Source organism: Pseudoxanthomonas sp. UTMC 1351, assembly GCF_040948865.1.
Lineage (GTDB): Bacteria > Pseudomonadota > Gammaproteobacteria > Xanthomonadales > Xanthomonadaceae > Pseudoxanthomonas_A.
On sequence record NZ_JAVGJT010000021.1, the window covers coordinates 41,709 to 57,551 of the forward strand.

The 15,843-nt window shown below is 62.1% G+C and carries 10 protein-coding genes; 7 read left to right on the forward strand and 3 right to left on the reverse strand.

The genetic code is table 11. The features are described from left to right. Positions 1-53 precede the first annotated feature (53 nt). The 6 genes from infB (at position 54) to AB6O04_RS15180 (ending at position 8,315) form a co-directional block, all read left to right on the forward strand. The gene (infB, locus tag AB6O04_RS15155) at positions 54-2,693 is read left to right on the forward strand and encodes a translation initiation factor IF-2 (protein ID WP_368564923.1); all 2,640 of its coding nucleotides are present in this window, start codon (positions 54-56) and stop codon (positions 2,691-2,693) included. Between the two features lie 120 nt (positions 2,694-2,813). Further along, positions 2,814-3,182, forward strand: coding sequence for a 30S ribosome-binding factor RbfA (rbfA, locus tag AB6O04_RS15160; protein ID WP_337344902.1), 369 nt, complete (start codon positions 2,814-2,816; stop codon positions 3,180-3,182). A 158-nt stretch (positions 3,183-3,340) separates the two neighbouring features. Continuing rightward, entirely contained in the window at positions 3,341-4,291 is a 951-nt protein-coding gene (truB, locus tag AB6O04_RS15165) for a tRNA pseudouridine(55) synthase TruB (protein WP_368564924.1), read from the forward strand. A gap of 149 nt (positions 4,292-4,440) precedes the next feature. Beyond that, positions 4,441-4,701 carry a 30S ribosomal protein S15 gene (gene rpsO, locus AB6O04_RS15170; protein ID WP_368564925.1) on the forward strand — a complete coding sequence of 87 codons (261 nt, stop codon included), beginning with the start codon at positions 4,441-4,443 and terminating at the stop codon, positions 4,699-4,701. Between the two features lie 182 nt (positions 4,702-4,883). After that, on the forward strand, positions 4,884-6,992 hold the full coding sequence (pnp, locus tag AB6O04_RS15175) for a polyribonucleotide nucleotidyltransferase (protein ID WP_368564926.1): 2,109 nt from the start codon (positions 4,884-4,886) through the stop codon (positions 6,990-6,992). A gap of 243 nt (positions 6,993-7,235) precedes the next feature. Beyond that, on the forward strand, positions 7,236-8,315 hold the full coding sequence (locus AB6O04_RS15180) for an SGNH/GDSL hydrolase family protein (protein WP_368564927.1): 1,080 nt from the start codon (positions 7,236-7,238) through the stop codon (positions 8,313-8,315). A gap of 72 nt (positions 8,316-8,387) precedes the next feature. On the opposite strand, the gene AB6O04_RS15185 is transcribed toward AB6O04_RS15180, so the two are convergent. The 3 genes from AB6O04_RS15185 to AB6O04_RS15195 all read right to left on the reverse strand — a co-directional run bounded on the left by AB6O04_RS15185 (position 8,388) and on the right by AB6O04_RS15195 (position 13,409). After that, positions 8,388-9,878 carry a DUF1501 domain-containing protein gene (locus tag AB6O04_RS15185; protein ID WP_368564928.1) on the reverse strand — a complete coding sequence of 497 codons (1,491 nt, stop codon included), beginning with the start codon at positions 9,876-9,878 and terminating at the stop codon, positions 8,388-8,390. Between the two features lie 9 nt (positions 9,879-9,887). Further along, positions 9,888-11,753 (reverse strand): DUF1800 domain-containing protein, encoded by a 1,866-nt coding sequence (locus AB6O04_RS15190; protein WP_368564929.1) that lies wholly within the window; start codon positions 11,751-11,753, stop codon positions 9,888-9,890. Positions 11,754-12,005: 252 nt separating this feature from the next. After that, positions 12,006-13,409 carry a GntP family permease gene (locus AB6O04_RS15195; protein ID WP_368564931.1) on the reverse strand — a complete coding sequence of 468 codons (1,404 nt, stop codon included), beginning with the start codon at positions 13,407-13,409 and terminating at the stop codon, positions 12,006-12,008. Positions 13,410-13,583: 174 nt separating this feature from the next. On the opposite strand from AB6O04_RS15195, the gene AB6O04_RS15200 reads away from it, so the two are divergent. Beyond that, complete coding sequence (locus AB6O04_RS15200; protein WP_368564932.1) at positions 13,584-15,800, forward strand: TonB-dependent receptor; 2,217 nt, start codon at positions 13,584-13,586, stop codon at positions 15,798-15,800. Positions 15,801-15,843 lie beyond the last annotated feature (43 nt).

Below are 15,843 nucleotides of genomic sequence, written 5' to 3' on the forward strand. Positions count from 1 at the left end.
CCGCGTTCCCTCCGCTACCAGCGTGGGGGCGCAAACAAGGTCATAGGATCCGAATGACGCAGCAAACCACCATCCGCAAGCTGGCCGAGCTGGTTAATACCCCGGTCGAAAAACTGCTGGAGCAACTGGCTGAAGCCGGTATGAAATTCAGCGGTCCCGACCAGGTCGTGACCAGCACCGAGAAGATGAAGCTACTCGGCTTCCTTCGCCGTACCCACGGCAAGACCGAGAAGCCCGTCGAGGACGCGGCCGCGCCCAAGAAAATCACCCTGAACCGGCGCAAGGTCCAGGAAGTGACGGTGGCTGCCGGCCGCACCAAGACCACGGTCAATGTGGAGGTCCGCCAGAAGCGTACCTACGTCAAGCCGACCGAACCGGAAATCCAGGCTTCGCAGTTGGAGATGGATCCGGAGCGCGCTGAAATCCTGCGCAAGCTGGAGGCATCCAAGCAGCGCAACCTGGAAGAACAGCAGCGCCTGGCCGAGGAAGATCGCCGCCGCAAGGAAGAGGTCGATCGCCGCCGCCAGGAAGAAGAGGCCGTGCGCGCCGAAGCGGAAGCTGCGCGTCTGCAGGCCGAAGCCGAGGTCGCCGCCGCCGCGGCAGGCGTGCCAGCAAGCGACGAAGGAACCCCCGCGCGTCCGGCCAAGCCGGGCGGGCATCACGTACCCAAACCAGTGGTCCGCAAGGATCCGCCGCGTGTGGATGATCGCGCCACTGCCGGCGCACACAAACACAAAACCCGTGGTTCGCATGCCATGGTCGCCGGCGTCGAGGACGACGACAGCACTCAGCGCTTCGCCGGCCAGTTGCACCTGTCGGCCGCCGATCGCGCGCGCCGCACGACCTCGCGCGTCAAGCCGAAGCAACGCCGCCAAGTCGAGCAGGCGCGTGGCGGTGGCGGCCAGCACGGCTTCGAGCGCCCCACCGCGCCGGTAGTGCGTGACGTGGCGATCGGCGAAACGATCACCGTCGCCGACCTGGCGCAGAAGCTGGCACTGAAGGGTGGTGACGTAGTGAAAGCGCTGTTCAAAATGGGCGTCATGGCGACCATCACCCAGACGATCGATTACGACACCGCTGCGCTGGTCACCGAAGAACTGGGTCACGTGCCCGTGCGCGCCAGCAGTGGCGATGCCGAAGACGCGCTGTTGGCCCATACCGAGGAAGTACAGGGCGAGAAGCTGCCGCGTCCGCCGGTGGTCACCATCATGGGTCACGTCGACCACGGCAAGACCTCGTTGCTGGACTACATCCGCCGCACCAAGATCGCCAGCGGCGAAGCCGGCGGCATTACCCAGCACATCGGCGCCTACCATGTGGAAACCGCGAAGGGCGTGATCAGCTTCCTCGACACTCCTGGCCACGCGGCGTTCTCGCAGATGCGCGCTCGCGGCGCCAAACTCACCGACATCGTGGTGCTGGTAGTCGCGGCCGACGACGGCGTGATGCCGCAGACGGTTGAAGCGGTGAAGCACGCCAAGGCGGCGGGCGTTCCGCTGATCGTGGCGGTCAACAAGATCGACAAGACCGATGCCGACCCGCTGCGCGTGAAGAACGAACTACTGGCGCAGGAAGTCGTGGCCGAGGAATTCGGCGGCGATACCCAATTCGTCGAACTTTCGGCCAAGACCGGCCAGGGCGTCGACGAACTGCTGGATGCCATCTCGCTGCAGGCTGAAGTGCTGGAACTGCGCGCCGCACGCGACGGCCGCGCCACTGGCGTGGTCATCGAATCGTCGCTGGACAAGGGTCGCGGTCCGGTGGCAACGGTGCTGGTGCAGCAGGGCACACTGAAGAAGGGCGATTATCTGGTCTGTGGCATCCAATACGGCCGCGTGCGCGCCCTGTTCGACGAAACCGGCGGTCAACCGGCCGAAGCCGGTCCATCGATTCCGGTGCAGGTGCTGGGTCTGTCCGGCGTGCCGGAAGCGGGTGATGACTTCGTGGTGGTCGAGGACGAGCGCCTGGCCAAGGATGTCGCGCAGCAGCGTGACGCCAAGCGCCGCGAGTCGCGCCTGGTGCAGTCCGCCGGCAGCCGCATGGAAGACATCATGGCCCAGCTGGGCAAGGGCGAGGGCCAGTTGAGCCTCAACCTGATCATCAAGGCCGACGTGCAGGGTTCGGTGGAAGCGCTCCGCCATTCGCTGACCGCACTGTCCAACGAATCCATCCGCATCAACATCATCCACTCCGGCGTGGGCGGCATCACCGAATCCGACGCCAATTCGGCGGTCACCTCCAAGGCGACCATCATCGGCTTCAATGTACGCGCCGATGCTTCGGCTCGCCGCATCATCGAGACCAATGGCGTGGACCTGCGCTACTTCTCGATCATCTACGACGTGATCGATCAGGTGAAGCAGGTGGCCTCCGGTCTGCTGGGCGTGGAGATCCGCGAAGAAATCATCGGTGTCGCCGAAGTCCGCGATGTCTTCCGCAGTTCCAAGTTCGGCGCGGTGGCGGGTTGTATGGTCGTCGAGGGCGTGGTCAAGCGAAACAAGCCGATTCGCGTATTGCGCGAAAGCACGGTGGTATTTGAAGGCGAACTGGAATCGCTGCGCCGCTTCAAGGAGAACGTCGACGAAGTGCGCAATGGCACCGAATGCGGCATCGGCGTGAAGGCCTACAACGACGTCAAGCCCGGCGACCAGATCGAGTGCTTCGAGCGCATCGAAGTACAGCGGACGCTGTGACGGGCGCAGAGGCCGGAGGCCAGAGACCGGAGACCAGGGAAAAGCGACGGCATTGCTGCTTCGGCTTCTCCCCTGGCCTCTGGTCTCCGAGCTCTGGCCTCTGACCAAGGAATTCCCACCATGCCTACTAAATCCTTCTACCGCTCCGACCGCGTTTCCGCCCAGCTCCGCCGCGAATTGGGCACGCTGGTGCATGAAGCCGTGCGCGAACATGGGCTGCCATCGGTCAGTGTTTCCGACGTCGAAGTCACCCGCGATCTGGCCCATGCCAAGGTGTTTGTCACCGCGCTGATGCAGGAGCGGTCGGCCGAAGCGGTCAAGGCGCTGAAAGAGCTGTCGCCGCAGATCCGTTACCAGCTGGGCAAGGCCATGAAGCTGCGCCACGTGCCGGAGTTGCACTTCCACTATGACGACTCAGTGGACCGCGGCGAGCGCATCAACAATCTGCTGCGCGATCTGCCTCCGCCGAGCGAACCCGAAGACGAGTAAGCTCCTCAACCGAAGCTGCGTTGAGGCTTACACCAAACCCGTAGGAGCGGCGTCCCGCCGCGAGCTCTTGATCTTTATCCATGGCGACGGGAAAAGCTCGCGGCGGGACGCCGCTCCTACGGGAACCGGTTTCTCGCGATCATCAAACCAGAGACGCAATGGCCGCACGCCCCCGCTTCCGCCGCCTCGACGGCATCCTGCTGTTGGACAAGCCTGCAGGCTTGAGTTCCAACCAGGCGCTGCAGCGCGCACGGCATTTGTTTCGGGCGGAGAAGGGCGGCCACACCGGCAGCCTGGATCCGTTGGCTACCGGATTGCTGCCGCTGTGCTTCGGTGAAGCCACAAAGATCGCTGGCTTGCTGCTGGGTTCGCGCAAGGCCTACGACACAACCGCCGTGCTGGGCATCACCACCGATACCGACGACGCCGACGGCGCCGTACTGCGTCAGCGTCCGGCGCCACCGATCGACGCTGATCACCTACAGGCCGCTCTGGCGCCATTGCGCGGAGTTATCCGCCAGCGAGCACCGATTTACTCTGCCTTGAAGCAAGGCGGTGAGCCGCTGTATGCCAAGGCACGCCGGGGGGAAACCATCGAAGCCCCGGAACGCGAAGTCGAGGTTCATGACATCCAGGTACTCGAGCATGCCAGCGACCGCGTGAAACTCCGAGTGAAATGCGGCTCCGGTACCTATGTGCGCAGTCTGGTGCGGGACCTGGGCGAAACGCTGGGTTGTGGCGCGCATGTCGCCGAGTTACGGCGCCTGTGGGTAGACCCGTTCATGCAGCCGCGGATGTTCACGCTGGAAGCGCTCCAGGCATTGGCTGAACAGGAAGGCGAAGCCGCCTTGGAAGCTTGTTTGCTGCCGATCGAAGCCGGGCTGACCGGCTTTCCACGCCTTGAGCTGGATGCCGAGTCCGCCCAGCGCCTGGGCAAAGGACAGCGCCTGCGTGGCTATGAAGCATCGGCGGGCACAGTGGCGGTCTACGGACCGGAAGGACGCGTGCTGGGCCTGGCCACGGTGGATGCCGAAGGACTGCTTTCGCCGCAACGATTGTTCACCTGGGCCTGTCCCGAGACGGCGCCAAAGCCGGTACCACTGCAATAAAGCCTTGTTTCAAAAGGCGTCCGCAGCTACAATTTCGCGGCCGATTTCACGGCAACTCCCTTTTGCTTACGGCGAGCCTAGCGGTGCTCCGGTTTACTTCGGTATCTCCCGGCGTTCCTGCAGGCCACGCATCTCAGAGAAAAAAAACTATGTCAGTAGATACCCAGAAAGTCATTGAAGAAAACAAGCGCAGCGTGAGCGATACCGGTTCGCCGGAAGTACAGGTCGCCCTGTTGACCGCCCGCATCGAACAGCTCAGCGGCCACTTCAAGACCCACAAGAAAGATCACCACAGCCGCCGCGGTCTGCTGCAACTGGTTAACCGCCGCCGCAGTCTGCTCGACTACCTCAAAAAGAAAGACAACGAGCGCTACAAGGCCTTGATCGAAAAACTGGGTCTGCGCCGCTAACCCAATACCCCGCCGCGGCGCAGAAATGCGCCGCGGTTTGCATTTCAGGGAATGGAATGCGCCTCACCCGCCAGCCAGCAGACAACGTTTCAGTAGAGCCAACGGCCGGAACATCCGGTCACCCGCGTGCGGCATGGGTCGCGCACGGTCAATCCGTTAAGCAATATCCCTAAGGAATCAACGTGGCAAAAATTACCAAGACCTTCCAGTACGGCAAACACACAGTCACTTTGGAAACCGGCGAAATCGCCCGCCAGGCCGGCGGCGCGGTCATCGTCAAGTTCGATGACACCGTACTGCTGGTCACCGCCGTGGCGGCAAAGTCGGCCCGTGAAGGGCAAGACTTCTTCCCGCTGACGGTTGACTACCAGGAGAAGTTCTACGCCGGTGGCCGCATTCCCGGTGGCTTCTTCAAGCGCGAAGGCCGTGCGACCGAGAAAGAGACGCTGATCTCGCGCCTGATCGATCGCCCGCTGCGCCCGCTGTTCCCGGAAGAATTCCGCAATGAAGTGCAGGTCATCGCCACGGTGATGTCGCTGAACCCGGAAATCGACGGCGATATCCCGGCGCTGATCGGCGCCTCGGCAGCCGTCGCGCTGACCGGTGCACCTTTCAACGGCCCCATCGGTGCCGCCAAGGTCGGTTACATCAACGGCGAATACGTGCTCAACCCGACCGTCAGCGAACTGAAGGATTCCAAGCTGGAGCTGGTCGTCGCCGGTACCAGTAACGCCGTGCTGATGGTGGAATCCGAAGCCGACCAGCTGTCCGAAGAAGTGATGCTGGGCGCAGTGATGTTCGGCCATCGCGAAATGCAGAAGGTCATCAACATCATCAACGAACTGACCGTTGAAGCCGGCACCAAGTCGTGGGACTGGTCCGCACCGGCCAAGAACGAAGCACTGATCTCGTCCTTGAAGGAAGCAGTGGGCACCCAGTTGGCCCAGGCCTTCCAGATCCACAACAAGTTGCAGCGTCGCGACGCCATTGCCGCCATCAAGAAAGACGTGCTGCAGTCGCTGGCCGGCCGTGCCGAAGCCGATGGCTGGAGCGTTGCCGAACTGTCCAAGGAATTCGGCGAACTGGAATACCAGACCATGCGCGGTTCGGTGCTGAGCACCAAAGTCCGCATCGACGGTCGCGCACTGGACACCGTGCGCCCGATCTCCTCGAAGGTCAGCGTGCTTCCGCGTACCCATGGCTCGGCGCTGTTCACCCGCGGCGAAACCCAGGCCATCGTGGTCACCACGCTGGGCACCGCGCGCGACGGCCAGGTGATCGACGCCGTGTCGGGCGAGTACAAGGACAACTTCCTGTTCCATTACAACTTCCCCCCGTACTCGGTGGGCGAAGCCGGCCGCATGATGGGTCCGAAGCGCCGCGAAATCGGCCACGGCCGTCTGGCCAAGCGCGGCGTGCTGGCCGTGATGCCGAGCCTGGAAGAGTTCCCGTACACCATCCGCGTGGTCTCGGAAATCACCGAATCCAACGGTTCCTCCTCGATGGCATCGGTCTGTGGCAGCTCGCTGTCGCTGATGGATGCTGGCGTGCCGATCAAGGCGCCCGTCGCCGGTATCGCCATGGGCCTGGTGAAGGAAGGCAACGACTTCGTGGTCCTGTCGGACATCCTGGGCGATGAAGATCACCTGGGCGACATGGACTTCAAGGTGGCCGGTACTTCCAACGGCGTGTCCGCGTTGCAGATGGACATCAAGATCGAAGGCATCACCGAAGAGATCATGAAGAAGGCGCTGGATCAGGCCAAGGCCGGTCGTCTGCATATCCTGGGCGAAATGGCCCATGCGTTGACCACGCCGCGCCAGGAACTGAGCGAGTTCGCCCCGCGTCTGCTGACCATCAAGATCCATCCGGACAAGATCCGCGAAGTGATCGGCAAGGGCGGTGCCACCATCCAGGGCATCACCAAGGAAACCGGCACCCAGATCGACATCCAGGACGATGGCACCATCATCATCGCCTCGGTCAACGCCGCCGCTGCGCAGGCCGCCAAGGCGCGCATCGAACAGATCACCTCCGACGTCGAGCCCGGCCGCATCTACGAAGGCAAGGTCGCCAAGATCATGGACTTCGGCGCGTTCGTGACCATCCTGCCGGGCAAGGACGGCCTGGTGCACGTCTCGCAGATTTCCAGCGAGCGCGTGGAAAAGGTCAGCGACAAGCTCAAAGAAGGCGATCTGGTGAAGGTCAAAGTGCTGGAAGTCGACAAACAGGGCCGCATCCGCCTGTCGATCAAGGCCGTGGAAGAAGGCGAAGGCGTACCGGCCGAATAAGCCGCCTGCGACATTGCAAGCTTCAAAAAAAGCGGGCTTCGGCCCGCTTTTTCTTTGTTTGCTTATCGCAATGACGGAATGCGTAGGAGCGCATTTGTGGGAGCGACGTGAGTCGCGACCGGAACCTTTCCGGTCGCGACTCACCCGTACCGGCATGCCGGCACGACTCCCACAGTGTAAGAAGAAGCCGCCGCCATGTGGACATCCAAGGTGCGTTACGCTTGGCGCTCACAGGGGAACCTCATGAAGCAATTGCAAGCCTTGCTGCTGGCCACCATCTTCGCTTCATCCACCCATGCGATTGCCCAGACCCCCTTGCCTCTGCACATCGGCGGGCGAGTCGCGACCACCAGCGATGGCAAGCACCCTCTCTATCGCTACCAATGGCCCGCAATCTATTTCGAAGCGGCGTTCGAGGGCTCAGAAGTCTCTGTCCGCGTGGCGGACGACACGAACCGTTTGCGCATTCTCATCGACGGACAGCCAAGCGCGGTACTGGATCGGCCGGGAACCATTGAACACAAGATCGCTAACCTGACCGAAGGTCGCCACACGATTCGTCTGGAAAAACTTAACGAATCGCAGGACGGTACCGGCACCTTCGAAGGGTTCTATATCCCCGCTTCGGGCAAAGCACTGCCCTCGCCATCGCGACCGCGTCAGATCGAATTCGTCGGCGACTCGGATATGGTCGGTTACGGTAATACATCCACCACCCGCGAATGCACGGATGAGGAGCTATTCCTTTCCACCGACACCCAGAAAGCCTATGGCCCGCAAGTGGCGCATCGCTTCAACGCCGACTACCAGATCAACGCGTATTCCGGCATCGGCGTGATACGCAACTACGACGGCATGAAGCCGGACATGAGCATGACATCGCTTTATCCGCGGATATTGTTCGATAATCCTGCCGCATATAGGAACGATGCATGGAAGCCGCAGGTCATCGTCGTTGGGCTGGGCGGCAACGATTTCGTGCCGGCAGTAAAATCTGACGATAGATGGAAAGACCAGCAGGCATTGCGCAAGGATTTCGACAAGGCCTATGTGGAGTTCCTGCGAAAGCTACGGAAGAAGAATCCGGACGCATTCATTCTTCTGTTTGTGCTGGAAACCTACGATGCCGATTACGCCGCGGGCAACCACTTGGTCATGAAAACACTTCAGGAAGATGGCGACAAGCGCATCCATTTGCTCGCCTATCCGAAAGTGGAGATCACCGGTTGCAACTGGCATCCATCGCTTAAGGATCATGCGGCCATGGCGGATACCATCAGCGCTTATGTCGCAGCCCATCCGGAGCTTTGGCAGGGAAAATAAGCAATCGCCGAGCGCCCGTTGACTGTAAAAAAAGCCAGGCTTTCACTTGGCTTTATTTGGTTCGCGTGATGTCTACCGCTCGCGCCGCGTAATCATCCGATTTACCTTGCCGCGCCGTTGCCAATCTGGCACCGCGCGTTCGCGCGGTGAGATTTCGCCATCGAGCCCGCTGTTTGTCGCGGCAGAAGAAGGAATTCCCAAAGGCCGCGCCGAAGCAGCAACCGCCTGCGACTGCGCCGCGATATCGGTGCCTTGCACGATACCCAGCGGAGCATAGCCCGCGTAGCCGGGAAACACCTGGCTGAGGTTGGGATTGGCCATGCGGCGGATCAGGACTTCGGAGAACACCCGGCGGTAGTCGGTGGTGACGGGGACATCGCCAAAGGTAGGCGACAGCGTTTCCGGGTTCAGTCCCGGCCAGCTGCCGAAGAAGCGACGGCCGTTGACCGGTCCGCCCAGCACCAGCAACGGATTGCCGTAGCCGTGGTCGGTACCGCCATTTGCGTTTGCGCGGACGCGGCGGCCGAATTCCGATTGAACGATCACGGTCACGCGCGACATCTGTCCATCGGCATTCAACTCGTTGAAGAACGCGTAAAGCGCCGAGGAGAGTTCGTTGATCTTGTTCTGGTAGTAGTGATAGCCGCTGCCGGCGGTGCCTTGGCCCTCGTGCGTATCCCAGCCGCCCAAGTCCAATGTGGCGTAACGCAGGCCTAGATTGAAACGGATCGACTGAGCGATGGTCCACAGTTGCTGCGCGAATCCCCCCGTCGGCCATGCGGCGGGCAGGCTGGCGAAGGATTGCTGTCCGATGAGGTTCAATGCGCCGTTCGCACGGCGCCCTTCGATCTCCACACCGCTCTGGCCGATCCAAAGATCCGCCAACGTCTCGTTGATGCCTCGGAAGCCCGCAGGCGCGCCGTCACGAATTTTCTGCCAGGCGTAAGCGCCCGAGTTCAATCCGAAATCGGAAGGGCTGCTCATCGTCAACGCATCGGTCGCGCCCATCAGGCCGGCCGGTTGCGTTCCGCTGACGCCCAACGCCGGCAACACGGCGGCGGGCGTGCCGCTGGCGCGGGTCTGCCAGGCGCGTGTCATCCATCCGGTGCCCGAGCCGAACTTGCCGGGCGTGCCCAGGTCGATATACAGCTGCGCATCGAAGTGGCTGCGAGTGACCGCGGTGGACATGCCGCAGGCATGCACGATGGCCAACCTGCTGTCGTTCCACAGATCGCGCAGACCGGTCGCCGAAGGATGCAAGCCGAAGCCGGTAGCCGCGCCGCCGCTCAATGTCAGCGGCAGCGCACCATACGTGCCGGTGGCGGCGATCGACAAGCTTGGCCGGGCTTCCTCATAGAACGTGCGATCCGCACCGCTGATCGGCACCACCAGATTCAAGCCATCCATGCCGCCGCGCAGGAACAAATGCACCACGGTGTCGTAGCTGTTCGCGGCGGCTGCCGCGCCATCGGCGAAGATCAGGCTGCTGCCGGCGGCGCTGACTACTGCCGCGCTGCCGCAGCCTTTGACGAATTCCCGACGGGTCAGTTTGAAGTTGCTCATGTCGGGCCCTCAGCGGCTCAGGAATTCGGGGGACATCAGGATCAGCGAAACCATGCTGCGCAGCCTTTGGTGGTTGTAGTGCCGCTTCAGATCGCCCTGTTGCCAGACGTCGTTGTCCAGGATCACGTAGCTGTTGGGATCGCCGTTCTGCGCCATGAAACTGACCAGCACTTGCTTGCGCGTCGCTTCTGGTTGATAGCCGAGGATGCGCTGGCACCAGAAGGTCACCAGATTGTTGGCCGTCCACGAGGTCACACCGCTGCGGCTGGTCGCCAGGATCGGGCTCAGCGGCACATCGGCGTCACTGGTTTCGGTCAGCCAGTTGAGCAGCTTCCAGGTCATCGCGTATGAGTTGGAACCCGACCATGCAATGCCGGTATCCGGATAGCCATTCGGCGCCGCCCAGTTGTAAGGCATATGCCCGGTGAAGCCGGCCCGCCACATGAGCTCATCGCTTTTGGCGTGGCCTGGTCGCGGTGTCCAGTCATGTCCCAATACGCGCATCGCGGCGACCGTTGCCTCGAACGGACGGCGTTTCTTGCGGCCCCAGCTGTAGAAGAAGTCGTCGGAGTTGAGGATATGGCGCAGCGTCAGCTCTATCTGATTGGCGCTCTGCCAATTGGCGCGGAAGACGGCGGCGGCGCTATCGATCAGCGGTTGCGAAGGTGTGTCGTTGATGAAGCGGCGGATCAGCTTCTTGCAGATGAACTTGGCTACGCGTGGATGGCTGGCCAGTCGGTCCAGCACGTCGCGGCCGTCTTTCATGGCCGGTTGCTCGGGATAGATCAGCATGCCCAGCAGGAACTTCGGCCCCGCATCGTGCCAGGATTGGCGGTAGACGAAAGTGCCATCGTTCTCGGTGGGAAACTGCCAGTTCCCATTCTTGGCCGACCAGCCGGTGAAAGCGGCCGAGGTCTCGTACACGTCGATATCGGTATAGCCGATGGGGTAAGCGGGGTCTTCCGGGCAGGGCGCTACTTGGAACGGGTCGGTGAAGCCCAGATAGTTTTCCGCACCCAGGGTGTGCAGCTCCAACAGTTCCCGGGCGAAGTTTTCGTTGGGACCGGAACGGGAGTTGTTGATGTTGTCCAGGTAGTAGAGCATCGCGGTGCTCTTGGCCACCGCCTCCAGCATTACGCGGAAATTGCCCTTGGAATTCGCGCGGATGACATCGCGGGTGTAGTGCACGTATACCGGGCCGGTGCTGAAGTCGTTCGCCAGCACGTTGAAATGATCGTGCCAGAAATTGACCAACACCTCGCGCAGCTGACGGCGCGAATACGCCGCCCGCACATACGCGGCGCGTTGTACTTCCGTCGCCGGACGCATGCGGACAGCGTTCTCCGGATCGGCGACCACGTGATCGGCCCACAGCTGTGAGAGGCTTTTCCCCAACGTGGTGTATCCGGCCGCGGTCAGCCGGCTTTCCACCGCCGCGTCGCTGATGTTGTCCCAGTCCAGCTGCCAGTCCACATAGTTCGCCAGCCGCTGCCGGTCGGTGCTGCCGAGGGCGTTGAATTCGGCGATGGTGGTTGTCGTGGCGCCGTAGCTCAGATGATTGAGCGCCTGCACGGCGAAGGGTGGCCGCGGCAAGGTGAGCAAACGCGGTGCCGACATGCCTGCGCTGGTTTTCCCTTCGCCAGCGGTCTGCGCTTCCGGAGCGGCTGCGGTCTTCGGGCGGGCCTGCTCGCCGGCCTTGCGTCCATATAGCCGCCGATGCCGTTCGCGAACCTGCTGCAGCAGGCTGGGTTGAGCCGGAGCGGATGTGGCAGGAGCCGGCCTGGTTGCCGGTCCGGCCGCGGTTTCTCTGCGAGTCAAACGATCGAAGCGGCCGCGGAACATAGTCCGCCGCAAGCTGACGAGGCGTCGCGCCATCTGGAATTCCTGATTTTCCCCAATCAGCGCAGAGTATTAGCTAACTCGCGGCCGGTGAATGCGACGGGGTGCACAGGCTATTCATCCGTTGGTCGGGATGGCGTGTCTTTATCTCAAAGTGCTGGCAAGCCGTCCTGGGGGATCCCATGTTTTTGCTTGGGCGGAAAAGCAAAAATCCCCCTCAATCCCCCTTTTTAAAAAGGGGAAGTAAAGCAGCATCCTGACCTCTGACCTCTGACCTCTGACCTGCCGTCAAACCCATCCGGTGGCATAGAACACACCAATGACCACGAACACCGCCGCGGTCTTGATCAGGGTGATGGCGAAGACGTCCTTGTACGACTGGCGGTGCGTCAGACCCGTGACCGCCAGCAAAGTGATGACCGCGCCGTTGTGGGGCAGGGTGTCCATGCCGCCAGAAGCCATGGCGGCCACGCGATGCAGCACGTCCATTGGGATGCCGGTGGCCTGCGCGTTGGCGATGAAGCTGTCGGCCATCGCCGCCAGCGCGATGCTCATGCCGCCGGACGCCGAACCGGTAATGCCGGCCAACGCGGTCACTGAGATGGCTTCGTTGACCAGCGGATTAGGGATGGCCTGCAAGGCATTGGCGACCACCAGGAACCCCGGCAGCGCGGCGATGACCGCACCAAATCCATATTCCGATGCGGTGTTCATCGACGCCAGCAGTGCGCCGCCGATGGCGCTTTTGGTGCCTTCAGCGAAGCTGGCGAAGACCGGTTTCCAGGCGAACAACATCACCGCCAGAATGCCGACCAGCAAGGCGCCTTGTACCGCCCAGATAGCCGCCACTTTCGACACCTCCTGCACGACCGGCGCAGGACTGCCGATCACCGCGGGTACGAAAGATTGGGTTTCGCCGTAGAAGCCGGGAATCCAGCGGGTGAAGACGAAATTCGCTACGCCCACCAGCAGCAGCGGCAGGATCGCGATCAGCGGATGGATCAGCTTGTCGCCGCGAAAGAGCTCCGGTTCGTTACGCAGGTCTTTCTCATCGCCATAGCCCTCGCCAGCGCGCAATGCCACGCGGCGGCGCCATTCCAGGTAGCTCATGCCCAGGATCAGGATGAATATCCCTCCGAGCGAGCCCAGCACCGGCGCGGCCCAGCCCGTCGTGCCGAAGAACGACGTCGGAATGATGTTCTGGATTTGCGGCGTGCCCGGCAGCGCGTCCATGGTGAAGGTAAAGGCGCCAAGCGCAATCGTGCCGGGAACCAGCCGCTTGGGGATGTCGCTCTGGCGGAACAGTTCGGCCGCGAACGGATACACCGCAAATACCACCACGAACAGCGACACGCCGCCATAGGTCAGCACCGCGCATACCAGCACGATGGACAGCATGGCGCGCTGACGACCGACCACTTTGATGGTGGCGGCGACAATCGATTTGGAGAAGCCTGATATTTCGATCAGCTTGCCGAACACCGCGCCGAGCAAAAACACCGGGAAATACAGCTTCAGGAAGCCCACCATCTTGTCCATGAAAAGACCGGTGAACATCGGCGCGACCAGCGAAGGATCGGTCAGCAGCACGGCGCCCAGCGCGGCGACCGGCGCGAACAGGATCACGCTGTAGCCGCGGTAAGCCACGAACATCAAAAAGCACAGCGCGGCCAGCACAATCAGGAAAGACATCAACGGATCCCCGGCTCGCGCCTGGCTCAAGATGCGGCGAGTATCGGCAGCGCAGGCGGTGCAGGCCCACTGTACGAAGGTACAAGTGTCCGCAGTGGCGGCAGTCACTAGCCTTGGCGGCGAATCGGCCAATCTGGCCGCCGCAATGTCGTACCCGGGAGGAGGGGAGACCTTATGAAGCGCAAGCACCTTAGCTTGGCGATCGGTTGTGTACTGCTGGCACCAGCAGCGTGGGCGCAGGACACCGCTGTGGGAACCAGTGATACGCCAGCTAGCAGAGCGACCACGCTGGACGCGGTTACGGTCACCGCGCGCAAGCGCGAGGAGACGCTGCAGGACGTACCGGTCGCGGTGACCGCCTTCACGCCGGAAACCCTGGACAAGTTGAACATCGAAGACTTGGCCGATCTGGATGCGCAGGTGCCCAACCTGACCATCTACGCGGCGCGCGGTTCCACCAGCACCGTGACCGCCTACATCCGCGGCGTCGGCCAGGCCGATCCGCTGTGGGGCGTGGATCCGGGCGTAGGCATCTATTTGGACGACGTCTACATCGCGCGTCCGCAGGGTGCCTTGCTGGACGTGTTCGACGTCGGTCGCATCGAAGTACTGCGCGGCCCGCAGGGAACGCTGTACGGCAAGAACACCATCGGCGGTGCCATCAAGTACATCTCGCGTGGCCTGCCGAAAGAAACGGAAGGCCTCGCTTCGATCACGGTTGGCAACTACAACCAGCTGGATGCCAAGGCCGCATTGGGTGGTCCCATCGGTGGTGCCGATAGCGGTTTGCGCGGGCGCGTATCGGTCGCCAGCATGAGTCGCGATGGCTTCGGCGAAAACACCTTTACCGGTCAGGACGTCAGCGACAAGGAAATCAACGCCGCACGCTTCCAACTGGGTGCCTATGCCGGCGACGATTTCGATGTGCAGTTCGCAGTGGATTGGATGGACGACCAGTCCGGCGTGCGTGGCGCCAAGATGCTGGCGCCAAGTCCGCTGGCGCCGGCGTATCCGCCAACCGACAACCGCTACGACATCCGCAGCGGCATGAAGAACATCAACGACACCGAGATGAAAGGTGCTTCCGCCGCGGTGAACTGGCGCGCGAGCGAGGACTGGGCGTTCAAGTACGTCATCGCCAAGCGCGAATCCGACACCGAGACGAACATCGATTTCGACACCACACCGCTGACGCTGGTGGACGTACGGGCTTTCTATAGCGACAGCCAGGTCAGCCAGGAACTGCAGGCCAACTTCGACGGCGGTGGCCGCGCTCGCGGCGTGATGGGCGTGTTCTGGTTCAATGGCGACGCCGGCGGCCAGGTGCTGAACCACTTTTACAACCCACTGCTGGCCACTGGCCTGACCAACCCGTTGTTCGGCGACACCCAGGGCTACGTCAACACCAAAAGCATCGCCGCCTACGCCGACTGGACCTTCGACCTGACTGACCGCCTCAAGCTGGACGTCGGCGCGCGCTATACCGATGAAGACAAGCACGCCGTCGCACTGAATCGCTTCTACACCGATCTGAGCTATGACACGTCGTGGGGCACGGCGGCCAATTTCGATAAGACGGTCAACTTCAAGAACGTCTCGCCGAAGGTCTCGCTGGATTATCAGGTCACCCCGGACATCATGGTCTATGGGCTGGCTTCGCGAGGCTTCAAATCGGGCGGCTACAACATCCGCGCCAACACCACCGCGGTGCCGCGTTCGGGCGAACCGTTCGATGACGAGAAGGTCGACAGCTACGAGATCGGCAGCAAGATGTCGTTCCTGGATCAGCGGATGTTCTTGAACCTGGCGTACTTCTACAACAAGTACGAAGACATCCAGTTGTCGGTGTTCACCTCGTACACGTTGCCTAATGGTAGCCAGAGCTTCTTCGGCGATTTCACCAACGCCGGCAAGGGCACCGTGCAGGGCCTGGAAGTCGAATACCAGTTCCTGCCCACGCAGAACTGGCTGATCAGCGGCAACCTGGCGTGGCTGGATGCGCAGTACGACGAATTCATGACCGCCGGAGTCAACGTTGCCGACACGCAGGAATTCACCAACGCCCCGGAATTCTCCGGCGCGCTGAACGTGGAATACCGCACCGACCTGGCCAACGGCGGCGATCTGTCGGCGCGCGTCGGCTATTCCTACCAATCGGAAGTCTGGCCCACCACCGACCTCAGCCCGGCGATCAAACAGGATGGCTACGGATTGATCAGTGCGGGCGTGATCTGGCAAGCCAACGACGCCTGGACGTTCTCGCTGCAGGGCACCAACCTGGCCGACGAGGAATACCGCACCACCGGCTACAACATCGCCTCGTACGGCGTGCTGACCGGCTTCTATGGTCCGCCGCGCCAGTACACGCTGACGGCCCGTTACAACTTCTGAGCGGGTTGGGCCGTCGGATAGGAAACGCAGCAGCGGCGGGCGG

Excerpts from the sequence above, each read along its gene's own strand:
- infB (WP_368564923.1), top strand. The coding sequence starts at position 54 with ATGACGCAGCAAACCACCATCCGCAAGCTGGCCGAGCTGGTTAATACC.
- AB6O04_RS15200 (WP_368564932.1), top strand. The coding sequence starts at position 13,584 with ATGAAGCGCAAGCACCTTAGCTTGGCGATCGGTTGTGTACTGCTGGCA.
- rpsO (WP_368564925.1), top strand. The coding sequence starts at position 4,441 with ATGTCAGTAGATACCCAGAAAGTCATTGAAGAAAACAAGCGCAGCGTG.
- AB6O04_RS15185 (WP_368564928.1), bottom strand. The coding sequence starts at position 9,878 with ATGAGCAACTTCAAACTGACCCGTCGGGAATTCGTCAAAGGCTGCGGC.
- AB6O04_RS15180 (WP_368564927.1), top strand. The coding sequence starts at position 7,236 with ATGAAGCAATTGCAAGCCTTGCTGCTGGCCACCATCTTCGCTTCATCC.
- AB6O04_RS15195 (WP_368564931.1), bottom strand. The coding sequence starts at position 13,409 with ATGTCTTTCCTGATTGTGCTGGCCGCGCTGTGCTTTTTGATGTTCGTG.
- AB6O04_RS15190 (WP_368564929.1), bottom strand. The coding sequence starts at position 11,753 with ATGGCGCGACGCCTCGTCAGCTTGCGGCGGACTATGTTCCGCGGCCGC.
- rbfA (WP_337344902.1), top strand. The coding sequence starts at position 2,814 with ATGCCTACTAAATCCTTCTACCGCTCCGACCGCGTTTCCGCCCAGCTC.
- truB (WP_368564924.1), top strand. The coding sequence starts at position 3,341 with ATGGCCGCACGCCCCCGCTTCCGCCGCCTCGACGGCATCCTGCTGTTG.